Origin of the sequence: Fibrobacter sp. UWH4 (assembly GCF_900142475.1) — a bacterium.
Taxonomy (GTDB): Bacteria; Fibrobacterota; Fibrobacteria; order Fibrobacterales; family Fibrobacteraceae; genus Fibrobacter.
Genome location: NZ_FRAY01000004.1, coordinates 196073 through 220973 on the forward strand (window position 1 = coordinate 196073; position 24901 = coordinate 220973).

At 52.5% G+C, this 24901-nt stretch carries 21 protein-coding genes; 5 read left to right on the forward strand and 16 right to left on the reverse strand.

Annotated features, from left to right (window positions below; translation table 11 throughout):
- Positions 1 to 39: 39 nt before the first annotated feature.
- The 10 genes from BUA93_RS08820 to BUA93_RS08870 form a co-directional block, all read right to left on the reverse strand.
- On the reverse strand, positions 40 to 831 hold the full coding sequence (locus BUA93_RS08820) for an amino acid ABC transporter substrate-binding protein (RefSeq protein ID WP_072978796.1): 792 nt from the start codon (positions 829 to 831) through the stop codon (positions 40 to 42).
- 112 nt (positions 832 to 943) lie between these two features.
- Positions 944 to 1348 (reverse strand): putative toxin-antitoxin system toxin component, PIN family, encoded by a 405-nt coding sequence (locus tag BUA93_RS08825; RefSeq protein ID WP_072978797.1) that lies wholly within the window; start codon positions 1346 to 1348, stop codon positions 944 to 946.
- Between the two features lie 430 nt (positions 1349 to 1778).
- Positions 1779 to 2555: a succinate dehydrogenase/fumarate reductase iron-sulfur subunit gene (locus tag BUA93_RS08835; RefSeq protein WP_072811006.1), complete on the reverse strand. Its 777-nt coding sequence runs from the start codon at positions 2553 to 2555 to the stop codon at positions 1779 to 1781.
- Positions 2555 to 4468: a fumarate reductase/succinate dehydrogenase flavoprotein subunit gene (locus tag BUA93_RS08840; RefSeq protein ID WP_072978799.1), complete on the reverse strand. Its 1914-nt coding sequence runs from the start codon at positions 4466 to 4468 to the stop codon at positions 2555 to 2557. The genes BUA93_RS08835 and BUA93_RS08840 overlap by 1 nt, the downstream gene beginning before the upstream one ends.
- Before the next feature lie 17 nt (positions 4469 to 4485).
- Entirely contained in the window at positions 4486 to 5331 is an 846-nt protein-coding gene (locus BUA93_RS08845) for a succinate dehydrogenase cytochrome b subunit (RefSeq protein WP_072978800.1), read from the reverse strand.
- Positions 5332 to 5428: 97 nt separating this feature from the next.
- Complete coding sequence (ndk, locus tag BUA93_RS08850) at positions 5429 to 5881, reverse strand: nucleoside-diphosphate kinase (RefSeq protein ID WP_072978801.1); 453 nt, start codon at positions 5879 to 5881, stop codon at positions 5429 to 5431.
- Between the two features lie 137 nt (positions 5882 to 6018).
- The gene (locus BUA93_RS08855) at positions 6019 to 7989 is read right to left on the reverse strand and encodes a tetratricopeptide repeat protein (RefSeq protein ID WP_072978802.1); all 1971 of its coding nucleotides are present in this window, start codon (positions 7987 to 7989) and stop codon (positions 6019 to 6021) included.
- 95 nt (positions 7990 to 8084) lie between these two features.
- A complete protein-coding gene (gene purL / locus BUA93_RS08860; RefSeq protein ID WP_072978803.1) occupies positions 8085 to 11960 on the reverse strand; it encodes a phosphoribosylformylglycinamidine synthase in 3876 nt (1291 codons plus the stop codon).
- Positions 11961 to 12186: 226 nt separating this feature from the next.
- Complete coding sequence (locus BUA93_RS08865; protein ID WP_072978804.1) at positions 12187 to 12747, reverse strand: hypothetical protein; 561 nt, start codon at positions 12745 to 12747, stop codon at positions 12187 to 12189.
- Between the two features lie 12 nt (positions 12748 to 12759).
- Positions 12760 to 13317, reverse strand: a complete 558-nt coding sequence (locus tag BUA93_RS08870) for a hypothetical protein (RefSeq protein ID WP_072978805.1) — start codon at positions 13315 to 13317, stop codon at positions 12760 to 12762.
- A gap of 124 nt (positions 13318 to 13441) precedes the next feature.
- Between BUA93_RS08870 and BUA93_RS08875 the strand changes: the two genes are divergently transcribed.
- Positions 13442 to 13957 carry a hypothetical protein gene (locus BUA93_RS08875; RefSeq protein ID WP_139257914.1) on the forward strand — a complete coding sequence of 172 codons (516 nt, stop codon included), beginning with the start codon at positions 13442 to 13444 and terminating at the stop codon, positions 13955 to 13957.
- On the opposite strand, the gene BUA93_RS08880 is transcribed toward BUA93_RS08875, so the two are convergent.
- The 4 genes from BUA93_RS08880 to BUA93_RS08895 form a co-directional block, all read right to left on the reverse strand.
- Positions 13950 to 14648: a glycosyltransferase family 2 protein gene (locus tag BUA93_RS08880; RefSeq protein WP_072978807.1), complete on the reverse strand. Its 699-nt coding sequence runs from the start codon at positions 14646 to 14648 to the stop codon at positions 13950 to 13952. The genes BUA93_RS08875 and BUA93_RS08880 overlap by 8 nt on opposite strands.
- Before the next feature lie 7 nt (positions 14649 to 14655).
- Positions 14656 to 15624 (reverse strand): glycosyltransferase family 2 protein, encoded by a 969-nt coding sequence (locus tag BUA93_RS08885; protein ID WP_254793914.1) that lies wholly within the window; start codon positions 15622 to 15624, stop codon positions 14656 to 14658.
- A complete protein-coding gene (locus tag BUA93_RS08890) occupies positions 15609 to 16880 on the reverse strand; it encodes an O-antigen translocase (RefSeq protein ID WP_254793915.1) in 1272 nt (423 codons plus the stop codon). The genes BUA93_RS08885 and BUA93_RS08890 overlap by 16 nt, the downstream gene beginning before the upstream one ends.
- 93 nt (positions 16881 to 16973) lie before the next feature.
- Positions 16974 to 18137 (reverse strand): DegT/DnrJ/EryC1/StrS family aminotransferase, encoded by a 1164-nt coding sequence (locus BUA93_RS08895; RefSeq protein ID WP_072978808.1) that lies wholly within the window; start codon positions 18135 to 18137, stop codon positions 16974 to 16976.
- A gap of 86 nt (positions 18138 to 18223) precedes the next feature.
- On the opposite strand from BUA93_RS08895, the gene BUA93_RS08900 reads away from it, so the two are divergent.
- Positions 18224 to 19186 (forward strand): GNAT family N-acetyltransferase, encoded by a 963-nt coding sequence (locus BUA93_RS08900; protein WP_072978809.1) that lies wholly within the window; start codon positions 18224 to 18226, stop codon positions 19184 to 19186.
- Positions 19187 to 19189: 3 nt separating this feature from the next.
- Here the strand turns inward: BUA93_RS08900 and BUA93_RS08905 are convergent, their stop codons facing one another.
- Positions 19190 to 19615, reverse strand: a complete 426-nt coding sequence (locus BUA93_RS08905) for a sugar 3,4-ketoisomerase (RefSeq protein WP_072978810.1) — start codon at positions 19613 to 19615, stop codon at positions 19190 to 19192.
- A gap of 326 nt (positions 19616 to 19941) precedes the next feature.
- Between BUA93_RS08905 and rpsD the strand changes: the two genes are divergently transcribed.
- The 3 genes from rpsD to BUA93_RS08920 all read left to right on the forward strand — a co-directional run bounded on the left by rpsD (position 19942) and on the right by BUA93_RS08920 (position 21496).
- Positions 19942 to 20547, forward strand: coding sequence for a 30S ribosomal protein S4 (gene rpsD / locus BUA93_RS08910; RefSeq protein WP_072978811.1), 606 nt, complete (start codon positions 19942 to 19944; stop codon positions 20545 to 20547).
- A gap of 68 nt (positions 20548 to 20615) precedes the next feature.
- Complete coding sequence (locus BUA93_RS08915) at positions 20616 to 20810, forward strand: hypothetical protein (protein ID WP_139257916.1); 195 nt, start codon at positions 20616 to 20618, stop codon at positions 20808 to 20810.
- The gene (locus BUA93_RS08920) at positions 20810 to 21496 is read left to right on the forward strand and encodes a MauE/DoxX family redox-associated membrane protein (protein WP_072978813.1); all 687 of its coding nucleotides are present in this window, start codon (positions 20810 to 20812) and stop codon (positions 21494 to 21496) included. The genes BUA93_RS08915 and BUA93_RS08920 overlap by 1 nt, the downstream gene beginning before the upstream one ends.
- 212 nt (positions 21497 to 21708) lie before the next feature.
- Here BUA93_RS08920 and BUA93_RS08925 read toward each other — a convergent pair whose 3' ends face one another.
- The gene (locus BUA93_RS08925; protein ID WP_072978814.1) at positions 21709 to 24897 is read right to left on the reverse strand and encodes a carbohydrate binding domain-containing protein; all 3189 of its coding nucleotides are present in this window, start codon (positions 24895 to 24897) and stop codon (positions 21709 to 21711) included.
- Positions 24898 to 24901 lie beyond the last annotated feature (4 nt).

Genomic DNA, 24901 nt, shown 5'->3' on the forward strand with positions numbered 1-24901 from the left:
GCTCATACCTCAAAGCTCCCGTAGGGAGCGACCTCACACCTATTTGCCGAACCACTTGGCAGAGATTTCGTCAAACTTGCCGTCGGCCTTCATGGCAGCCAGGGTGGAATTCACGGCATCTCGCAGGGCCTGGTCCTTCTTGCGGAAACCCACGGCGTAGACTTCGTCGGAGAGGCCTTCCTCGAGCACCGTGTAGTCCTTCGCGTTCGTCACAATCCAGTACTTGGCCACAATTTCGTCCAGGAACACGGCGTCGACACCGCCCTTGTCCAAATCCATGAGCGCCGTCTGGTTGTCATCAAACGGGACGATTTCCTTGGCGGCCTTGCCCGCCTCGGAGGCATCCAGGAGCTTCTGGGCAGTAGAGCCGTTCTGCACGGCGATCTTCTTGCCGGCGAGGGCAGCGAGATTTGCAAGAGCCTTGTCCTTCACCGTGAAAATCATGCGGTTCTTGAGGTACGGGTCGCTCAAGTTCATCGCTTTCGCGCGGGCACTGTCCACGCTCATGCCGTTCCAGATGCAGTCAATCTTGCCGGTGTTCAGTTCCTGTTCCTTCGCGTCCCAAGAAATCGGCTGCGTCTTGAGTTTCACGCCCAGGCGCGCACAAACTTCGGTGGCGAGGTCGATATCGAAACCCACGATGTTGTTGTCCTTGTCGCGGAAACCCATCGGCGGGAAGGAATCGTCGAGACCGAGCACAAACTCGCCCGCCGCCTTCACCTTGTTCAGGGATTCATCGGCTTGAGCCTTGGATTCCGCCTTCTGGTCGTTACAGGCAGAAAGAACCGCGGCACACGCAACCGCCGCAAACATCGCTAAAAGTTTTTTCATCTTGAAGTCCTCTTTTTGATTTACAAGAGAAATATAGAAAAAGGGCCGCATTTCAATGAATACGGATAATCAAGCAGCCCTTTTATTTAACGCCTGTATGATTCAACCTTTCTTATTGCATCATATTGCGGAAGTCCGCTAACTTGATAATTTTTGTCTGTTTATGATGCTGAAGTTCTAGCAAATCCTTATCCCCAGATACAATATACGCCGCATCGATTGCTTCTGCAAGAGTGAGCAGGTAAAGGTCCTTGGGGTCACGAATTGGGGTTTGCGTATTCTCTCCGATAATAGCAAATTGACAATAGTCATAGATGATGCCAAGCAAATCAGCGACATCATCCATTCGGATATACTTCTTTATTTTTTCACGGCTACAAACATCCTGAATTTCTTCAAGCAACCGCTCACAAGCATACACTTGAAACCGTTCGTCATTCAACAATTGACGAACAAAAGCAATCTGATGCCCAATCAGGAACGAAATCCAGATATTGCAGTCTAGGACTACCTTCATTTTGCGTATCGGACAGCGCTTACTTCCGCCATAATTTCCTCTTCGCTAAGGAGAGGTTCCTTAGGGCGAGTGGCGATAAAGCGTTCGAGCATCTGCTCTTTGGTTCTTGTCCGCCATCCAAACTTTCGGATAAGTTCACTAAACAGAGTCCAGTCCTTTTCAGGGACATCCAGATAAATTCCTTTTGTCGCTTGCTCCGCTAGCATATTATACCTTTGTGTTAAAACCTACAATCAATATATATTTTCCTCAGAAGAAATGCAAGTTGCCCATATGGAAAAGAGCCCTGTATTAAGCAAAAAGGGCCGCATCGCTGCGGTCCCTTTTTAATGCTTTGGATCCTATCGGGGCTACGCCCCTCCAGGATGACATGCTCAAAGGCCTGAAGCCCCACACCTCAAAGGGAGCGAAGCGACCGACCTCACACCTCTTAGTCCTTTCCGTACACCTTTTCGGCATACGTGACTGTTGCACCGAGGTATTCGCGGTTCATCTTGGCGATGTAATCCACGGTGATACCCTTCGGGCATGCGGCCTGGCATTCGTAAAGGTTCGTGCAGTTGCCGAAGCCTTCCTTGTCCATCTGGGCGACCATGGCCAAGACGCGCTTCTTCGCCTCGACCTTGCCCTGCGGCAGGAAGCTGAGGTGAGAGACCTTCGCAGATACGAACAACATAGCGGACGCGTTCTTACAGGCAGCCACGCAGGCACCGCAACCGATACAGGCGGCAGCGTCAAAGGCGCGGTCGGCATCAGCCTTGGGAACCGGAATGGTGGAAGCTTCAGGAGCGGCACCGGTATTCACAGAAACGAAGCCACCGGCAGCGATGATGCGGTCGAAAGCGGTACGGTCAACAGCGCAGTCACGGATAACCGGGAATGCGGCGGCGCGCCACGGTTCGATCACGATGGTGTCGCCATCCTTGAACTTGCGCATGTGAAGCTGGCAGGTAGTCGTTGCATGGTCAGGACCGTGCGGCATACCGTTGATGACGAGAGAGCACATACCACAGATACCTTCGCGGCAGTCGTGGTCGAAAGCGAAGCCTTCCTTGCCCTGCTTCATCTGTTCTTCGTTCACGATGTCGAGCATTTCCAGGAAGGACATGTCCGGAGAAACATCGTTGATCTTGACAGTTTCGAACTGTCCCTTGGTCTTGGCATCCTTCTGACGCCAAATCTTCAAAGTCAAATTCAGTCCGCTCATTATTTGTAGCTCCTAGTAGCGAGGTGGACGTTATCAAAGGTAAGAGGTTCCTTGGAAAGTTCCGGTGCGACACCGTCGCCCTTGTACTCCCAGGCACCCACGTAGCAGAAGTTTTCGTCGTCGCGCTTGGCTTCGCCTTCCGGAGTCTGGCTTTCTTCGCGGAAGTGGCCGCCGCAAGATTCCTTGCGGTGCAGGGCGTCGAGAGTGAGGACTTCGGCGAACTCGAGGAAGTCAGCCACGCGGCCGGCGCGTTCGAGGTTCTGGTTGAAGGAACCTTCGGAACCGAGCACGTTGACGTTTTCCCAGAATTCGGCACGGAGGGCCGGAATCTTCTCGAGGGCGGTCTTGAGGCCGGCTTCGTTACGAGCCATGCCCACGTATTCCCACATGATGTTACCGAGTTCACGATGGATATCGTTAACAGTGCGGTGACCCTTGATGGAGAGGAGCTTGTGGATGCGTTCTTCGGTCTGCTTCTTGCAGTCTTCGAACGCGGCATCGGATTCGGAGACCTTCTCGAGCTTGGTGCCCGCGAAGTAACCGCCGATGGTGAACGGAATGACGAAGTAACCGTCGGAGAGGCCCTGCATAAGAGCAGAAGCACCGAGGCGGTTTGCACCGTGGTCGGAGAAGTTGGCTTCACCGAGAACGAAGCAGCCCGGAATCGTGGACATCAGATCGTAGTCCACCCAGAGGCCGCCCATGGTATAGTGGATGGCCGGGAAGATACGCATCGGAACCTTGTACGGGTCTTCGTCGGTAATCTTTTCGTACATCTGGAAGAGGTTGCCGTACTTGGCAGAGACACCGGCAACGCCCATGCGCTGGATAGCGTCGGCGAAGTCGAGGTACACGGCCTGCTTGGTGTTACCCACGCCGAGGCCTGCGTCGCAAACCTGCTTGGCGTTACGGGATGCCACGTCACGGGGCACGAGGTTACCGAAGCTCGGATACTTTTCTTCGAGATAGTAGTAACGATCTTCTTCGGGGATCTGGTCCGGAGAACGGGTGTCGCCAGCCTTGCGCGGAACCCAAATACGGCCGTCGTTACGGAGAGATTCGCTCATCAAGGTGAGCTTCGACTGCAGGTCGCCGTGGCGAGGAATGCAAGTCGGGTGAATCTGCGTGTAGCAGGGGTTAGCGAACAGGGCGCCGCGCTTGTAGGCACGGAAAGCGGCCGTCACGTTGGAACCCTGGGCGTTTGTAGAAAGGTAGTAGACGTTACCATAACCGCCGGTGCAAAGGCAGACAGCGTCACCCACGTGGCTTTCGAGTTCGCCAGTGATGAGGTTACGGACGATGATACCGCGGGCCTTGCCGTCGATCACGACGAGGTCCATCATTTCGCGACGGGGGAACATCTTCACCTTACCGGCGGCAACCTGGCGCATAAGTGCCTGGTAGGCACCGAGCAAGAGCTGCTGACCCGTCTGACCGCGGGCGTAGAACGTACGGGAAACCTGCGTACCACCGAAGGAACGGTTGTCGAGGAGGCCACCGTATTCACGACCGAACGGAACACCCTGGGCGACGCACTGGTCGATGATGAGGTTCGAGTTTTCGGCCAAGCGGTGCACGTTAGCTTCGCGAGCGCGGAAGTCACCGCCCTTCACGGTATCGTAGAACAGACGGTAAACGGAGTCGCCGTCGTTCTTGTAGTTCTTGGCAGCGTTGATACCACCCTGGGCAGCAATGGAGTGTGCGCGGCGGGGGCTATCCTGGATGCAGAAAGACTTGACATTGTAACCAAGTTCGGCGAGGGATGCGGCGGCAGAAGCACCGGCAAGGCCAGTACCCACCACAATCACGGTGAACTTACGCTTGTTGGCGGGGTTCACGAGCTTGAGTTCGAACTTGTGCTTGGTCCACTTTTCTTCGATGGAACCACCGGGGATTTTAGAATCAAGAATCATTAGTGGGCTCCTTAAAATTAAGCGTTAAAAGAAACTTCGACGGTGCCGACAGAAGGAATCACGAAAGAAGTCTTGGCGGCTTCCTTGTCCTTCTTCATCTGTTCGTACTGCGGCTGGAGGCTGCGGGACTTTTCGATGAGGGCCTGGGTACCCGGCTGGTTAGCGAGGTAGAAGGCTGCAACGGCGGTGATACCGAAACCGAGGGCAACGATAATGCTGTAAGCGATACCAGCGATGTCGATAATCGGGGTCCACTTCTGGTGAGCAATGCCCATGGTCTGGAAGGCCGAAGAAATAGCGTGGAACAGGTGCATACCGATCACGAACATGCTGACCACGTAGAATGCAGCCCAAGCCGGGTTAGCAAACATTTCGATGGTGGTGAGCCACATGTCGCGGACGATTTCGCCCTTGTCGTTCAGGTACAGGTAGTGTTCACCGAACTTGAGCATCATGAGGTGCTGCACGAGGAAGCCGAGAATGAAGAGACCGGACCAGATCATGGTGAAGGTTGCGAAAGTCTTCTTGCCCTTGCGAGCGTTGACTTCGTAGTCGATGCCACCGCGAGCCTTCTTGTTCTCGATCTTCAGCTTGATAGCAAGGAAGATGTGAAGAGCGAAAGCAGCCACCAGCACCAGTTCGACGAGATAAATCATCTTGATCGGGAAGTGGAGCGGGTTGAATCCGGTCAGGAATTCGGTGTAGGCATTGTAAGATGCCTGAGCCGCGGCCTGATCGAAATTCAGAAGCTGGAAGTTACCACACATGTGGCCGAAGATGAACAGGGCGAGGAACGCGCCAGTGCATCCCATGATCTGCTTCTTACCGATAGAGGAGGTAAGATACTTGACGATCCATTGCATTGAGTTGTGTCTCCTTGAGGGGGGTTAAAAAAATTTGGTCGCCGCAAAACCAGTTTGCGGCTGGCCGCGCCTACCAGTAGGCGCGGTTTAAAATCGCTTAGAGGACGCAGCAAGCCTTGAGGCTCGGCATTTCGTAAGCGTAGCGTTCGTCTTCCTTGAACCAGAAGTCCAGTTCGCGCTTGGCGGATTCAGGACTGTCGGAGCTGTGCACGACGTTTTCGGTCATGGAAGGGGCAAAATCGTAGCGGAGGGTACCGGGTTCCGCCTTAGCCGGATTGGTGGCACCGTTGATGGCGCGAACCTTGGCAATGGCATTTTCGCCGCCGAGGGCGAGCATCACGGACGGGCCCTTGGTCATGTAGGCTTCAAGTTCGCCGAAGAACGGCTTTTCCACGTGTTCGGCGTAGAAACCGCGAGCATCGGCAGAGGTCATCTGGTGCATCTTCACGGCGCAGACGGAGAGGCCTGCAGCGATGTAACGGTCGATAATGCGTCCGATGAGGCCAGACTTGACCGCATTGGGCTTGATCATTGCAAATGTCATTTCCATAGTAGGTACCTTTTGTTTTAAGATGTGGGAAATATAGATATAATTCGGATTTCGGAATTCAGATTTCAGAATTATAAACGTCATTGCGGACGCAGCCGAAGTAATTCACTCCGAATTCCGAATTCTGAATTCAGAATTTACTCTTCCGCCTCGATTTTCTTCATCAAATCATCGGCAAGTTTGCCGTTGCTCTTGATGTTGTCGACGAGCCACTGGGCAGATTCCTTGAGTTCGCTATTCGGATACTTCTGGAGGAACTCTTCGAGCACGACCTGCGCACGCGTATTCATTCCAAGATTTTCATTCAGAATGAACCCGCGGCTGAACATAGCCTTTTCGGCATTCGGGCTTTCGGGCCAAATGCTATAGAAAGCATAATACCCCGCTTCCGCCTGCTTGAAATCCTCGTTTTCGCTCTGGGCAAGCGCCATTTCGTAAGTAGCCTTTTCCAGGAGCGAATCAACATCGGCGAAAGCCATCTGCAACTTGCGGTAAGTTTCGATAGCCGCAGAACGGTTGTTCGCCTTGAAAAGCGAATCCGCTTTCTTTAGCAACACATCCGCCACCATTTCAGGCTTATACTCGGGAGTGTCCATGTTGTAGATGTGAACCGTCGCCGCCTCGTAAGCTTCAGCAGACTTACGACCGATCCAGTTCTTTTTGTATTCCGAACGGATTCGAGAGTACGTTTCAGGAATGCTCTGTTCCAGGGATTTTCCGAAAGTCATCAGGCGGTAACCCGTGTAGTATTCGTACTTGTAGAGGTTCTCGGGGATATCGGATTCCGAGAGCGCATTCCCTGCCTTCTGCGAATAATTCTTTATAATGTAATCCCAGCGGGTATCACGGGCAATAGCGCGGGATTCCCAGCTATGATTCAGACGATCCTTCTCGGCCAAATCCTCGTAAGCGAAGAATTCTGTCCACATGCGGACCATCCGATCGTGAGAGAACTTGTTCAAGCGAGTTCTTGCATACTCTTCATTAAAGCGCAGTAAATCCTTTTCGGTAAGCAGCGGCTTTCCGTTTTTGGAAATGAGCACGAATGCGGAATCTACTTCGAAAAGTTCACCCGACTTGATTCCGGCTTCAATTCCGGCCTGGACGCGCTCAAAGGGTTTCAGCGTAGACGGAACTCGAGATGCTAGATAGAACACGTGGAACAAGCCCTTGTTGTCCTGCAAAGCCGGAGTTACATAGCCCGCTTCATGGTCCTTGAGTTCCTCGGACAGATTCGGGACCATACCGATATCGTAAGGCATGGCATAATCCTGCTTCACGCCCCCCACATATCCACTGTCCTTAGAGGTCAAAGCATTCTGACTGACAGCGGCAGCCTTCTGCTTAAATGCGTCCAAGGAAGGAGTCGTTTCAAACAAACTAGCAAGAGAATCCTTGTTCGTTCCCTGAATATGATACAGTTCATAGCCAGGAACCGTCATGAAAGAATCCTTGTGACTGTCGTAATAAGCTCTCGGCTCCGGCTTGGGAATTTCATGAACGACAATATTCTTGTTTTCCTTCACAAGAGTCGAAATGGAATCACGAAGGTGTTCCCTGTATTCTCCTACAAAGCGCTTCTGCAAGACGAGCGTATCCTTGGAACCCTTGGACAAATTTTCGGCCAAATAAGCCAGCCATTTTTCCTGATTCTTCGACACGTAATACGATTCAGCAACACTTCCACGAACACTATAGAAACCGGCGGTTGAATCACTATCGAAAAGCGCACGGTTCATGTCATAATGCTGCCGCAAGGTTTCGTCATCGTACTTCAGGCATTCCATCACGTAGAAGCGCTGGTACACCATCGTCAAAATACGAGGCTTAAGATCCTTGTAGGCACTCTCCCACTCCTGTTCCAATTCCGGATATTCCGAAACGGCCCTAGACACCAGTGCCGCTCTGGAATACAGATTATCGTACAAGAATTTACCCTTGTCTTCCTTGGGAAAGCCTTCATTCTTTAGAAGCAACTGATAGTCTTCCTGATAGACTTTTTCTTTATCGATACGAGCAAGGATTGTATCCTTGTCGCCGATACAGTTACAGCCGTTCAGAAAAAACAGCGATGCCAATGAAGCGAGAGCCAGAAGTTTTGCCTTCATAAATCCTCTTAATTCAAATAAACTCACGAATTGTCATTGCGAGGCCCCGCAGGGGGCGCGGCAAACTCTCAACGACAAAAACAACTTACAAAAAATTAGCCTACAAAGATACGGCCATTGCGGAACAGCTGCATCCACGGGCCGTCTTCACCCCATTCTGCCGGGTGCCAGGAGTACTGGCAGGTACGGAACACGCGTTCGGGGTGCGGCATCATCACAAGGGCGCGACCGTCTTCGGAGCAGAGGCCGTTGATGCCAAACGGAGAACCGTTGGGGTTCAGCGGGTAGCGTTCGGTGTATTCGTGCTTGCCGTCCACGTAACGCAGCGCCACGAGACCAGTTTTTAAGCATTCCTCGGCGGCGACCCGGCTAGCGAACTCCGCGCGGCCTTCGCCGTGTGCAACCGCAATCGGGAGCACGGAGCCTGCCATACCCTTGAGGAGCACGGCCGGAGTGTCTTCGACCTTGAGCGTGCAGAAGCGAGCCTCGAAGCGTTCGGAGAGGTTTTGCACAAAGCGTGGCCAGTGCTTGGCGCCCGGAATCAAATCCTTGAGGTTAGAAACCATCTGGCAGCCGTTGCAAACACCGAGCGTGAAGGTATCCTTGCGGTTGAAGTAAGCTTCGAATTCGGCGCGGGCCTTCGGGTTGAAGAGAATGCTCTTGGCCCAGCCTTCACCGGCACCGAGAACGTCACCGTAGCTGAAGCCACCGCAAGCAGCGAGACCGTTGAAATCCTTGAGGCTTACGCGACCTTCGAGAATGTCGGTCATGTGAACGTCGATGGATTCGAAACCAGCCTTCTGGAAAGCGGCAGCCATTTCGAGTTCGCCGTTGACGCCCTGTTCGCGCAGGATCGCCATCTTCGGACGGCTTGCGAAATCCTTCACAATCTTGGCGGACGCCGCCACGTCGAAGGTGACCTTCGGCGTGATACCCGGATTGTCCTGTTCCAGCTTGAGTTTGTATTCGCTTTCGGCACAATCCGGGTTATCGCGGAGGGCCGCGATGCGGCGGGTCGTGTCGCTCCAGATGGCGCGGAGGTCCGAGAGGCCTTCAGCGTAGTCGCCGATGACCAGGTTGTAAGTATCGTTGAGCGTTGCAATTTCAGAAACAGTGTCGCCGAGGCCAGCGGCGGCAAATGCGTCGCGCACAGCCGCGAGGTCGGCATTCTTCACCTGGAGCACGGCACCGAGTTCTTCGTTGAAGAGGGCGTCGATGAGATTACCCTTGAGGGCATCGGCCTTCACCGTCACACCCACGTGGCCGGCGAACGCCATTTCGGCGAGCGTCGTGTAGAGGCCGCCATCGCTCTTGTCGTGGTAGGCCATAATCTTGCCAGCCGCATTGAGCTTCTGGATGTTTTCGAAGAAGGCGCGGAGTTCCTTAGCGCTGTCCACATCCGGAGCCTTGTCGCCGAGGTTGTTGTAAACCTGAGCGGCAATGGAGGCGCCCATGCGGTTCTTACCGCGAGCGAGATCCACGAGCACAAGGGTCGTATCCTTCTTCTGCAAGAGTTGCGGCGTGAGCGTCTTGCGCACGTCAGCACACGGAGCAAACGCACTAATCACGAGCGAAATCGGAGCGGTCACGCGGTGGCTACCCTTGTCATCCTGCCACACGGTGCTCATGCTCATGGAGTCCTTACCCACCGGAATCGTGATGCCAAGTTCCGGGCAGAGTTCCATACCGATAGACTTCACGGCTTCGTACAAGTCGGCACCATCGCCTTCGTAGTTCGGCGTGGCCATCCAGTTTGCGGACAAGTTCACGCGGCCCATATCAGGCACGCAAGCGGCAGCCATATTCGTGAGGGATTCAGCCACCGTCATGCGGGCAGCGGCCGCCGGAGAAATCAAGGCAACCGGGGCGCGTTCGCCCATGCTCATCACTTCACCTTCGTAAGTATCAAGAGTTGCAGATGTCACGGCGCAGTCAGCGACCGGCACCTGCCACGGACCAACCATCTGGTCGCGGCAAATCATACCCGTCACGGAACGGTCACCGATAGAAATGAGGAACGTCTTGTCGGCGACGGTCGGGTTTGCAAGCACGCGGTGAGCCACGTCCTTGATAGTTGCATCGGCCGGAACCACCGTGGAATTGAGCGGGCGCTTCTGGCTCTTTTCGTTGCGGATCATGCGGGGCGGCTTACCGAGGAGCACACCCAGCGGCATGTCAATCGGAGTCGTACCGAAGTACTTATCGGTCAGAGTCAAGTGCTTTTCAGGGATTGCCTCGCCCACCACAGCATACGGGCAGCGTTCACGCTTACAGATAGCGTCGAACACATCCAACTTATCGCCAGCAATAGCGATCACATAACGTTCCTGGGATTCGTTACTCCAGATTTCGAACGGGCTCATACCCGGTTCGTCGTTGGGGACGTTACGCAATTCAAACTTACCGCCGAGACCGCCATCGTTCACCAGTTCCGGGAAGGCGTTAGAAAGTCCACCTGCACCCACGTCGTGAATAAAGGTAATCGGGTTTTCTTCGTCCATCGCCCAGCAGCGGTCGATGACTTCCTGGCAGCGGCGTTCCATTTCGGGGTTTTCACGCTGCACAGAAGCAAAGTCGAGAGATTCGTTACCGGCTCCGTTAGCCACAGAGCTAGCAGCACCACCACCAAGACCAATGAGCATGGCCGGACCACCGAGCACGATCAGGTGGTCACCCGGATCGATGTGGCCCTTTTCGATATGTTCATGCTTGATGTTACCGAGACCACCAGCCAGCATAATCGGCTTGTGGTAACCGCGGACTTCCTTGCCGTTCTGGGCATCGACTTCCTGTTCGAAAGTACGGAAGTAACCGAGGATGTTCGGACGGCCGTATTCGTTGTTGAACGCAGCGCCACCCAGCGGGCCTTCGATCATGATGTCGAGGGCAGACGCAATGCGGGACGGGCTTCCAAAGTCCTTTTCCCAAGGTTGGACTGCACCCGGCAGTTTCAAGTTCGAAACACTGAAGCCCGTGAGGCCGGCCTTCGGCTTACTGCCCTTACCCGTGGCACCTTCGTCACGGATTTCGCCACCACTACCGGTAGCGGCACCCGGGAACGGAGAAATGGCAGTCGGGTGGTTGTGGGTTTCGACCTTCATGAGGATGTCGACTTCTTCGTTGTGGAAGTCATACTTGTTGTTGCGCGGGTCGGCATAGTAGCGGCCAGCGACAGCGCCCTTCATCACGGCGGCGTTGTCCTTGTAGGCGCTAAAGATATTGGAGTTGTGGAGCTGGTAGGTGTTCTTGATCATCTGGAACAGGGACTTGTCCTGCTTGACACCATCAATCGTCCATTCGGCACCGAACACCTTGTGGCGGCAGTGCTCCGAGTTGGCCTGCGCGAACATGTAGAGTTCCACGTCGGTGGGGTTGCGCTTGAGTTCGGTGAAGTTCTTCACCAAGTAGTCGATTTCATCCGGAGAGAGCGCGAGGCCCATTTCCTTGTCAGCCTTCACGAGGGCGTCGCGACCCTGGTCGAGCACCGGAATCACGTTCAGCGGACGCGGTTCTTCCTTGCTAAAGAGGACTTCCAAGGAGGCGGTGTCGGCAAACACGGCCTGGGTCATGCGGTCGTGAATCTTGGCGGAGATTTTTTCACGGGCACCAGCCGGTGCAGCACCTTCAAACTTTACATAGTATGCAATAGCGCGTTCGATGCGCTTGATGGCCGGGAGGCCGCAGATGTGAGCGATATCGGTAGCCTTCGAGCTCCACGGGCTAATAGTACCCGGACGCGGGCACACCACAAAGAGTTCGCCTTCGAGAGCCTTGGGTTCGCGGGCCGGACCGTAGTGCAGCACCTTCTTCAAGGTTTCGGTTTCCGCATCGGTCAAGTTGGCGGACAGATCCACCACGTGCAGGAATTCGGCATAGACGGAAGCGACAGAGAGCCCCGCAGCCTTGAAATCGGAAGAAAGTTTCTGGAGACGGAAATCCGACAAAGCCGGCGTACCACGAAGAATGAGCATTATAAACCTCGGTTTAAATTTTACGCCGTAAATTTAGAAATTAGGTATGAGGTATGAGGTCGCTTCGCTTTGAGCTATGAGCTTTTATAATCGCGCCTTCGGCGCCATGCTTTAACTCAATACTCAGACCTCAAAGCCTTCCTAAGCAAGGCGCGCTCATAACTAAGAAACGGCCCGCAGAGCAGGTCGTTTCTTACGATTTTCTAACTCGTTGAGAGTCAAGCGATTAGCGCTTTTTGCCCTTTTTGCCTTTCTTACCCTTGGCGGCCTTGGCGGGCTTCTTCGGTGCCGGAGCTTCTTCAACAGCCTCTTCACCTTCTTCGCCTTCCGCTTCCTCGATTTCTTCGCCCGGATTGCCGACGAGAGCGTTCACGTTCACAGAGACGAGGCCAGCCAGAGACTTGACTTCGGTCTTCTTGTCGACTTCGACCTTGGCAAACTTGGAAACGATGTAGTAGGCACCCGTAGCTTCAAAGCGGCGAGTCATGTTCACAATGCTCATGGAGCCCTTGGTAGACGGGAAATACTTGGCTTCGAGGCGAGCTTGGTCTTGCGAAGTCTTGACAGACTGTACCGCTTCGCATGCAAGCGCCCAAACGCCCTTGTTCGTCTCGATGGAATTGTTCACATATTCCACAATCTGGGACGCTCCCTTGTACGACTTGGTCGTGGTCTTTTCATAATGTTCCGTAGCCTGAGAAACATAACCACTCTTCTGCATCAAGATCGTCGCAAGGAGGGCCACCACCAGAACCGTGAGTGCAATCGAAATAGTCTTTACGTTCATTGGTACAACTCCTTATTCAAAGTGGAATGCCGCAGGGGCTTCGAGCTTAAAGTTTTCAGCCATGTTGTAGCCAGCAAGAGCCTTGTAGTCGCTGGACTTCAGCTTGCCCTTCGCGAAAGTGAAGGTAATCACGCAGTTCTTTCCGCAAGCGACTTCCTTGACGCCACCTTCGTTCTTCAGCAGGAACTTGTCAGCAAGGCCAGCCTTTTCGTAAATGGAATTCTGAGCCTGGGCAGGAATACCGGCTGCTTCGTACATGTAAGAAAGCTGCTTGAAACGGGCATCCTTGTCTTCTTCGATAGCCTTAACAGCGGCATCGAAGGCGGCTTCGGTCTTTACAGTGGTCAAAGTCGCATAAACGAGGCGCCATGCCATGCCATACTGGTCCACCGACTTCCACTGATCCTGGACGACTCCGTTGGACTGTTCAAGATAGGCACCCACCTGTTCATTCACCGACTTCTGAGCCTGGTCGTTATACTGGCCCTTGAGAACCATCATCAAGGCAAAAATGCCGATAATGAGCACAATATCGACAATCATCAAAATTTTGAATTTCTTTTTGTCCATAAGTTTCCTTTTTGCATGTTTTTGCAAGTAGAATTTACTTCCTAATTTACAAAAAACAAACAAAGTTTTGAAAATTTTTTCTTTTTTTACAGAGATATGCCCCTTTTTTAGTATATTGCAGCCCATGAGCGAACAAGATTGCAAAGATATGCTCCCCTCCCAGGTCATTTTCGAGAACCTCAAGGAACTGATAAGGGCAAAAAACACGGCCCACGAATCCATGTTCAAATTCCATTGGAAAAAGATGTGGCCGTTCAGCCTGTTCTGGCCGCAAGTGGATTACGAGCGCATTGTTCGCCTGATGAGTGAAATCCGCAAGAACGCCATCAACCAGAACAACCTCGTCCTGCAAGCAAAGTCCAAGGCAAAGCCATTCGAAAAGACTTTCCTTGATGCGGTTCCCGCCTACCTAGAAGCCCTCGACGTCTCTTGCCAGAAGCTTTCCGCAGCGGCGCAATGGAAACAGGACATGCTCCTCCGTCGCATCAACAAGGACGTCAAACTCCGCCGCGACGTAGCGGAATGGAGCCAAATCCTTAAAGAGTACGAAGATGCCCAAGGGAACCTTGTCCGCGCAGGAGCGATTGTCCAGATGGGCTGGGGCGAAGTCGCCCAAGCCGTCGCACAAGCCACTAAATAATCGCTTTCAGCAAGTCCACTCGCCACTTAATTTTTTGAAGAACTCCTGCAGGTGATTTTTCGATATGCGTTGCATTGGAAGAATGTTGGCGATATTCCACCAACGGTTCATTGACATAGCTGACCTTGAAATATTTCTCGGCAACAAGCCCTAACCATTGGTCATGCATCGGAAGATTCTTAGGGAACGGAAGAGCCTTGTCCAAGACGTTACGACGGAACGCCATGCAGCATCCCGTAAATGAATTCTTCCACCAGTTGGCAACTACCCCACTCCTGTAGGTGCGAATATCACTCAATTTTCCAGTGCGAGTCCAAGTGAAATCTGACGCACCGGAAGGGCTGAGCATCCATGCATCGTGAGTCACGAGGTCGGCATCATTCAGCGCCGCAAGAACTTTCTCCACTTTTCCCGGAAGCCAAACATCATCTTGGTCTGCAAGGAAAATAATTTCTCCCTTGGATGCCTGCAGGGTGCGTTCATAATTGTAGATAACACCAAAGTGTTTTTCAGCAGGCAACACACGAATGCGAGAGTCCCCGAGCGATGCCACAACAGAAAGCGTATCGTCTGTCGAGCCATCATCGGCGACGACGATTTCGGCATCAGACGACAACTGCGAAAGAATGCTTTCCAGCTGTTCGCGGATAAACTTGCCGCCGTTGTATGTCGCCATGCAGACTGAAATCATTTTTGCCCTACCGTTTTAACAGAGACCTCGGAATGAACAATTTCGGCAAACGCTTCAGGAATGCAGAACTGAACGACGCTAGTTGCGGCAATCGTTTGAGCGCCTCGCCCTTTTGCGAATAGGCCAGCGACGAGAACCAGTTCGCCTTCCAGTTCCGAACCGCCTGCGAGTAAAGCTTATGATCCTTGTACAGTTCTACAATCCGCAAAATCTCGGAATACATACGATTGTGATTGGCGTGCATATTGTCCCCGTGCTCACGGTAATGGCAACACACCACATCAGGGAGCACCGGCTGAGGGCCGCACTCATAAAGCACCTTCAGGTACAGCGGATAATCTTCAAAAAAGAAGCGCGAATCGTAACCGCCCAAGCGACGCACCACATCGGTCACGAACATTTCAGCGCAGCCGTGCAAAGGTTTCAGCCCCAAGAAGAATTCATCAAAGCTGATTTCAGGAACAGACTTCAAAAACGCAGGGTCCAAATTTTCCGAAGCAATTCCGTCTTCGCTCATAGGCTTAACCTGCCCAAAACAGGCAACCGCATTCGGATGCGAAAGCAGATAATCAGACTGTTTCTTTAAGCGGTCCGGCGGCATGATATCGTCGGAAGAAAAGGTGCAGAAGTACTTTCCGCGAGCCAACTCAAGCATTTCGTTCAAGGTCGCGATGACGCCCTTGTTTTCGCGATGAATGTAGCGGAACTTGAATTCTTCAGCGAGTTTTTCAAGTATTTCGGGAGACTTATCTTTACTACCGTCGTCAAGGACAATCAGTTCAAAGGCAACACCCTTCTGCGACAAGACCGAACGCACCGCCGCTTCCACGTACTTTTCATGATTGTAGCTAGCCAGGAGCACCGATACGACCGGCGGAAGTTCCCGTTGCTCCATCTCTTCACCTTGGGCAAAAGCTTTCACATAGACATTTTCGGTCATTTTCTGTGCAAACATGTTCGTTACGGAGTATTCCATTTAAGCCTCCTCACCAATATGTACAACACCACGAAATAGACGAAGTTCTCGAAGGCATAAGAGGCCATCGGACCGTTAAATTCAACAAACCTTATGCCGACAAAAGTCCCTACCGCAAGCAACAATTCAGAACAAACTTCGACAGCGAGAAAAGTCTTCGTTTCGGTGCGGGCAATCAACACTAGCGCAAGCGCAAAACCGCCGGCTCTAAAGAAATCCCCCACGAGTTGCAAAGGCAAGTAATCGACAGCACCCATGTACGCCTGCGAAAACAGCACCTGTACCAAGATGCTGCGGCCAAAATACAGAGCCGCAACCATCGCGAGCGAGATTCCCATAATTCGGAACAGCAACGGATGGAACATTCTGAAAAAGTCCCCGCGGCTCATCTTGGACGAAACCCGCGGCAAGATAATGACCGTCAAAACGGCTGACATCGCCATGAACAAAAAATCAGAAACTTTCCAGACACTCTGCCAAATCCCCGCTGCGTCGTTTCCGAAATTAGAAGCAACGGTCATTCGCATCACCGTAAGTACCAGCGGCGAAAGAACCATCGGTACAAGGCCCATGAGCGCATAAGAAAGCCACGGGCCTCGCGTATCAAGAGCCGTTTTCCAAATCTGCTTGACGCTAAAACCGGCTCGGCTAGAAATCTGGATTGCAAAAATAGCGGCTACGATAGACTGGGTCGCGATAATCGAAAGCACCGAGAGTCGCCCCGTATAAAGGAAGAAAGCCACCCAAAGCACTTGCCACACCGAAGTCACGATATTAATCAACGCCCACTTGCGATTTTCGCCAAGGCCGTTCATGACCGCCGCAGAAATCGTGATGATGTTTGTTGCGAAAACACCTGGCAAGGCAAAGAGAATGGCGGCCTGCGCAAGACGCGTCGGGACTCCGGGCAAAAGCGAATCGAGAGGCGCCATAAAACAGAACAAAAGTGCAACGACAAAGGTCAACAGGCTCGCAAAAGTCGTCAAGCGAAGTCCGCCGCGCCAAATGCCAAGAAGCTTTTCGCGATTACCCTTATTCTGGGCAGTCAGTGCAGTCCAACCGTTCTGTAACGCCAGCGAAGACGTCGCCGAACCGATGCTCATCAAATTCAAGAACTGCCCCACGCAAGCAAATGCCGCCGGCGGCAGGAATATAGCGAGCAACTTGTTAATCGCAAACGCACGAAGCGCATTGAACAACGTGACGACACCGGAGCCGGCAAAGAGTTTCGCAAATTTCAAATCTGAGGGCATCATTAAACTTCTTCTATAGATTGCTTCTCCACAAAGAGGATAACTCTACTAAGGCAACAAGTTGCCAAGTATCGTATAGCTACGCTCGCAATGACATTAGGCAAAAATGTTAATGGATTCGACAACATACGCGACCTGTTCATCGGTCATACCAGGGCCCATGGGAATGCTGAGTTCCGTCTTCGCCAGCTTTTCGGCTATCGGGAGTGGCCCGTAGCGGAGTTCCCCACGAGAAAGAGCCCCGTCAAAGGCTTCTTGCAAGTGCGGCGGAATCGGATAATGAATCAGCGTTTCTACACCGCGCTCTTTCAAGAACCTTTGCAATTCGTCGCGAGTTTCACAAAATACCGGGAACACATGCCACACATGGGACTTGGGATTTTCAGGAACAGGCGTTACACGTACCAGCGGGTTCTTGATTTCGGCACAATAATGGGCCGCAATTTCTTGACGACGGGCATTCCAAGAATCCAAATGCGGAAGTTTCGCAAGCAGCACCGCCGCCTGGACTTCATCCAATCGGGAATTTACGCCCACATACTTGTTCACATACTTTTCGACAGAGCCGTAATTGCCGAGAGACTTTACCACTTGGGCAAGCTCCAGATCGTCAGTCACCACCGCTCCCCCGTCGCCCATGGCGCCGAGGTTTTTTGTCGGATAAAAGCTGTAGGCTGCTGCATTAGATTGCTTCGCAGAGTTTACCCTGAGCTCGTCGAATGGGCTCGCAATGACGTTTCTATCGTCTAAAGCAGCCCCGTGAGATTGAGCAGCATCTTCGAACACCAGCAGGTTATGCGCCTTTGCAAATTCACAAATCGCGGGCATATCCGCCAGGCGACCGTACAGATGTACCACCAAAATGGCACGGGTCTTTTCAGAGCAGGCTTCCGCCAATCGAGAAGTATCCAGCACGCAAGTGTCGCGATTCGGTTCCACAAGTACCGGCACAAGTCCCGCAGCACGTACCGCGAGAACGGTCGCCACGAATGTATTCGCCGGAACAATCACCTCATCGCCCAGTTGCAAGCGCCCCAGTTGAATAGACGCCTTCAGCATCAGGGTCAGCGCATCGAGCCCATTACCGACTCCGACGCAAGCCTTTTTACCACAATAGGCTGCAAAAGCCTCTTCGAACGCAGCACAACGCGAACCGCGAATAAACCACTTAGAATCAAGGACATCAGAAAAAGATTCGCGCAGGGCATCGCCCAAAGCGCGATTCACATAATCCAGCGAATAAAACGGGACATTCATCATTATTCATGAAAATAGCAAATTAGTAGGAAGTAGGAAGTAGAAAGTAGACAGTGATTAGTGGTTAGGAATTTACTATTTTAGGAAATATGTACGAAATTTTGCCCTACAGCCCCGAACTAGACAAGCGACTGGATCACTTTGTGGAATGCGAATCTGTCAACGGGACGTTCTTGCAAACCAGACGGTTCTTGAACTACCACCCGACAGGCCGCTTTACCGACGCCAGTTTTGCGCTAGAAAAAAGCGGTACCATTGTCGCCTATTTCCCGGGCGTGGCAAAGGAGCAAACCTTCATCTCCCATGCGGGTACTACCTTTGGCGGACCCATTATCGCAAAATCGTTCTACAGCGGTTCCAGGCTCCTTGAAATCTTGAAAGAAGCAGACCAGCACCTTACAAGCCGATTCAAAAACATTCGTTTCAAGATTACTCCAGCCATTTTCGCCGAAGAAAGTCCAGACCTTCTGGAATATATGCTGGAACACATGGGATACACACGCCATACGGAACTCAGTTCCTATTGCACGCTGCAATCCGGCGTAGACCCGCTCGAGAACTGCGACAAGGAATGCCGCCGCATTTTCAAGAAATCCGAAATCGAAAGCATCCGGTTCGGAAACCTGGAAAAGACCGAAGACTTCGAAACCTTCTACCATTTTCTGGAAATTTCAAAATCCAAGCACAACGTCCATCCGGTCCATACCTTGCAGGAACTCTACGACCTGAAGGACAACCGCATCCCAGACCACATCCGATTCCGCGGAATCTGGGACAAAGACACGCTAGTTGCCGCCATGATGCTGTTCAGATTCGAAAAGACCAAGACCATTCACGCCCAATACATCGCCCCCAATCCCGACTACGAGAAGTTCCAACCCACCATAGCCCTATATGTGCGCGTCATGCGAGAAGCCGCCCTCGAAGGGTTCCAGAAAATCTCCTGGGGTATTTCTACCGAAAACGGGGGTGAATTTTTGAACGAAAACCTGCACCGATTCAAGGAATCCCTCGGCGCCAAAGCCAGCGTCAACGCATTTTATACAAAGTAAAAATTAGCGAGTAGAAGCTTCTTTCACAAAAGCATCGTATTCGTAGATATAGTCGGATTCATCGTAATGCTCCGACGCAAGCACCATACACACCGCACCCGACGAGAAGTTCTCGATTTCACGCCAATGCATGGTGGGAATATAGAGTCCGTGGTAGGAACGGTTCAGCGAATATTTGGTACGGGTTTTGCCGTCATCCAGAATCACATCGAAACTACCGCTGGCGGCAATAATCAGCTGGCGTAGGTTCCTGTGAGCATGACCTCCACGGGTCGTTCCACCGGGAACATCGTACAGATAATACACTCGCTTGATATCGAAGGGCACCAGTTCGCCCCCTTCCACCACACTCAGGTTACCCCGCTGGTCGTGAGCAATAGGGATATCAATTAATTGCGGCTCGTTGAGATTCGATTCGTTCCAAATCATGGCACTAATATAATAATAGTTGGTAGAGCTTAGTTGGTAGAACTTAGTTAGTAGAGCTTAGCCAAGAGAGATCATTCTAAGTTCCCACCTAAAGGTGGCCATGTCCACCTAAGTGCTAAAGCACTAAGTGGCCAAAGGTAAGCTCTAAGCTCTAAGTTCTAAGCTCTAAAAATCTGTCCTCTAGGGGTGGTTCGGGGCATTTTTGGGGGTGGCTCGGTTGAAAACCGGCCAATTTATTTCTATATATGTCACACCAATGAGTGCATGTCGCGCCAAGCTCTGCCAACATGCATGTTAACCAAAGAGCTTCCTTTAACGAGGTAAAAATGTCCTCTTTCCGTGGACCAAAAGGTAAGGTAGCCCGTTCTCTCGGACTCGCCGTCTCTCAGAAGACTCAGAAGGCTCTCGATCGCCGTAACTTTGCACCCGGCCAGCATGGCCAGACCCGCAAGAAGTCTTCTTCTGTGTACAAGCAGCAGCTCGTTGAAAAGCAGCGTCTGCGTTTCACCTACAACATTTCCGAAGCTCAGTTGGCCAAGGCTTATGACGAAGCCAACCGTCGCGCCGGTTCTGCTGGTGACAACCTGATGATCTTGCTCGAAACCCGTCTGGACGCCCTCGTCTACCGCATGGGCTTTGCTCGCACGATTTTCGCTGCTCGTCAGTATGTCGCTCACGGCCACTTCACCGTGAACGGTGTTCGCAGCTACTCTCCCGCTCGCCAGATCAAGGCCGGCGACGTGATTGCAGTTCGCGAAGGTTCTAAGGAACACGTGCAGATCAAGGAAGCCATTGCTAACGCTCCGGCTGCCCCTGAATACGTGACTGTTGACGCAGGCAAGATGGAAGGCTCTCTCGTGAAGCTCCCGCTCCGCGATCAGATTCCGGTCAAGCTCGAAGAACAGCTCGTCGTGGAATACTACTCCAGGTAGTTTCTACACAAACGAAACGTTTGGGAAGCTCGGCTCTGCCGGGCTTCTTTTTTTTGTATCTTGTGGTTATGAAAGATTTGATTTTCAAGATGACCGCCAACCTGAAGGGATATCTAAAATCCCTGAACTGGATTTTTTTGCTCGGGCTTGCCGCATTCAGCATAGCGCTTGCCATCATCAACAACATCCGCGTCGAAGACTCGCATTCCGTTGAGTGGATCGGCAGCCAGGAAATTCTAGAGAAACCGGACGAGGTGCTGTAATGAAAAAGACAATCTTTTCTGCTGCACTCCTTGCCGTAGCCTCGATTCTTGTCGCAATCGGAGTTGCCGAGATTTCGTTCCCGGAATCGTTCTTGACTTTTACCGACCAAGACTGGTTGATGGAAATTTGGCCCAAGGCATACCGCTATAACATCCATGTGGGACTTGCCGCCATTATTATTGCCACGGGCATCTGCGTTCCCGCCTACCGCCTACAAAAGGACTTTGCCATCCGCGCGCTAGAAACACTGTTCCGCGTGGGAATCGGAGGCATGTTCATCTTTGCAAGCGTCTACAAGATTCAGGATCCGCACCAGTTTGCCGTTCTCGTGGCCCAGTACCAGTTCTTCCCTGCTCTGCACCTGGAAAACCTGAACAACTTCTTTGCGCTCGTCTATCCGCAGTTTGAATTCTGGTTTGGCCTCGCCATGATTGTAACGCCGTTCGTGCGCGAATCTGCGTTCGCTATTTTCTGGATGTTCATCAGTTTCATCATCGCTCTCAGCTGGGCGCTCGGCAACGATCTAGGCATCACCTGCGGATGTTTCGAACTTGAAGACGGCGCCGCTCACGACAAGGCCGAAGCCTGGACTAGCCTCATCCGCGACCTCATTCTTATTTGGCCGACACTCTGGCTCGCCACCCGCAAGCACCGCAGCCTAATCAAAGTCTGGCGAGAAAAATAAACCGAGACCATTTGAGCGAAACGATAATCCAAACGAGTATTTAGTTTCAAAATAAATAGAGATCCACCCGCACCAGCGGGTGGTTTTCTTGATATAATTAAACCGCGAGCAAATGCCTGCGGCTTTTTATATGCAAATAAAGAAAACACCCCGGCTTATTGCCGAGGCGTTTTCATAGGAGGATTCCGGCTGTTAAGCCGGAATGATAATCCTTATTCCACCGTGATGAGGGTGACGGTGCGCTTGCCGACCTTGATCGGCTTGCTGACGTCAACACCCTTCTTGGCCTTCTTGGACGGATCGTTTGCCCAGCCTTCCTTCAGCTTTTCGGTGCTGCGGTCGAGCGTCTGGACAGTGGCCTTGCCCTTGAAGCCCGGAATGTTCAACTTGAGTTCGTAGTCGCTGTACGGGCTCTTGTTGATCACGAGCAGGCTCTTCTTCTTGCCGTTTTCGGTGTAGTAGGTCGTGATGAGCGATTCCTTGTCACCGGTGATTTCGGTCTTGAGGAGCTTGCCGCGGAGAGCGTCAGAAGCCATCTGGAATGCCCAGTAGCTCGGACGTGGGCAGTTCATGCATTCTTCTGCAGAACGAGTCAGGTAACCGTAGTCACCGCCTTCCGGAGTGATATCGTTGTGGATATCCCAGTACTGTGCGTTGTCCACGTTTTCAGTGGCGAGCATAGCGAGGTAGTCAGCAACGAACAGACCGTTTTCGAGAGAAATGGTCTGCGGACCCGGGTTGAAGTCCACGGAGTTCCATTCGGTGAGCCAGAGTTCAATCTTCTTGTCCTTCTTGAAGTGGCTGGTCCACTTGTCCACCACCTTGTGGAGACGGCTGTAGATAGGAACGAGGTCCTGCGGAGCAGAGAGCATGGCGAAGTCATTTTCTTCACCGAAGTGCTGCGGATAGTGGTGAACAATGAGACCGTCGGCAATGTCGCCGGTTTCCTTGAGCACGTTGTCGTTCCACTGGCCATCGAGCACGCCGAGAACAGCGACCTTGATAGTCGGGTCAACCTTCTTCATGGCTTCGATGAACTTACGGGCGCGCTTACCATAAATGGTACCGCCGTCCTTACCATACTTTTCATAGTACGGGTGCCAGTTACCATAGACTTCGTTACCGATTTCCCAGTAAACGATTCCGGCCTTCTTGTCGATGTTGGTGTGCTTCACCCAAGCGGCTGCTTCCTGTTCGGTGCCAGAACCGAAGTTCACGGTGAACATAGCGTTAGAACCGGTCTTCTTCAACCAGGCGAGGAATTCGTCGGTATCGACCATCCAGTCATGGTTGTCGAGGATTTCCTTCCAGTGGTCGTCATCGGCACGGAGACCACCCGGATAACGGATGATGCCGTGGTTGATGCGCTTGGCGTATTCGGCAGTCTGAACCTTGAACTTCGGATTGTCAAGCATATCGCCATCCCAAAGGGCAGCGTTGATACCGAAGAGGCCACCCGAGATGTTCGGGTTGAGCACGTCGCCGGTACCCTTGACTTCAACCTTCACGAGAGCCGGACGTTCAGCAGCCTTGACTTCCTTCTGGTTGGTGAGCTTGATGTTATCGATTTCGAAGCTACCGTTAGAGCCTTCTCCACCCGGTTTGAAGTCGAGGGATACAACACCCTTGAGGTCAAACTGGCCATTTTCCTTGGCTTCAGGCGGCTGGTAGTACGGGAACTTGGAGAATGCACGGAACGGCACGATTACCGTGGTGCGACCGCGAGGTACACCCGTGTTGGCAACGAAGAGTTCCTTGCCAGCATCACCGACCTGCACCGTAATGGACTGCCATGCGCGTTCGGAGTAGACGTCGAACATGATGCCCCAGTGGTTGGTCCAGTCACGCTGCTTGTTATCGTGGTTGGCTGTATTCTTGGAGAAGTCGAGCACAACGTCAACCCAGTCGGACATTTCGAAGTGCTTCACGTTGAGGGAGTTGCCATCAAGCTTGGAGCTCTTGAACGGCATTTCCACTTCGACCTTGGACTTCGGACCCTTGGACGGTTCCCAGTTGTCCTTGGCGAACTTGCCTTCGAAGTCGGAAATCACGACATCCGGAGCCTTGGACTTCCAGTTGTCCCACTTGATATCCGGGTCAACCCAGTCGATGGTTTCGGTGAAGGTAATCTGGTCCACAAAGATGGTCACAGGAGCCGGCTTGCCCGGTTCACCAGCGTTTTCACCCTTGCCCACGGAGAAACGGATTTCCTGAATCTTGTTCCACTGCACGTCCTTGGCAACTTCGGCCTGCTTGTTAGCGTCCCAAGCCTTACCCTTGTCGTTGAACTTCTTCAGAGGAATCTTCACGAGCTTCCAGTCGGTGCCGACCTTGGAGCCTTCGATCCAGTCGTTCAGGCTGATCTTGGTCTGGCTCTTGATGTCGTTGCCCTGGTTGTCGAGGATACCCACGTAGACCTTTTCGCCGCCGAGCTTACCCTTGATCCAGAAGTAGAGACCGCCCTTGTTGCGAACCTTGGAGAGGTCAATGTACTTGCCTTCGCCAAGAGAGTACGTCACACCGGACCAGTCGTTGTTATCGATGTAGAGAGCAAGCACGTTCTTGTTGCCAGCCGTCTTGGAGTCAGCTTCGCGCTGAGCAGAAAGACCACCGTAGCTGTAGCTGAAGCCCTTCAAACCATCGGAGTAGAACACGCCATTAGCAACCGGCTTGACCTTGCCGTCGAGCTTTTCGGGGTTCTTGGGTCCGTTGATTACGTCGTTGTTTTCGTCCCAGTAGACGATCTTGGCCTTGGGCTTGGCCTTCTTGTTGCCCTTCACGATTTCGATATTGTCGACCCAGACTTCGAAATCCTTCGCACCGCTCTTGTCAATGGAGAAACGGACTTCAGCAATCTTGTCCCAGTCGATACGGGCCGGGAATTCGGACTTGCGGGTGTTGTCCCAGTAGAGACCGCGATCCGGGAAATCGATAAGAGGAATAGAAACCTTCTTCCATTCCGTCGTCACGGCGCCGCCTTCGATATACTTGTTCATCGGGAGAACGACCTGGGTCTTCTTGCCATCGGAAATTTCTTCATCCAAGAGGCCGACCTTGACAGACTCGCCACCCTTCTTGCCCTTGATCATGAATTCGAGCTTGGAATCCAAGAGGAACTTGTTCAAGTCGAAAGTTTCGTTGTAAAGGCAAACGGAAGCACCCGAATATTCACTCGGGTCGAGCTTGATGTTGAGGGCAGCCTTGGACTTGTAGCCGCCGTCCTTAGTGATAGTGATACCCTTGCTCTTGCCGCCGTAAGCGTAGTCGAAGCCACCCTGACGATATTGATCGTCAAAGAACTTGTAAGGAACTACGCGCGGAGCTTTCGGCTGAGCCATTGTAGCCGTCACGCCGAAGCCGAGGAGGGCGACGGTAGCGGCAGTCAATGTACGCTTCATCATATAT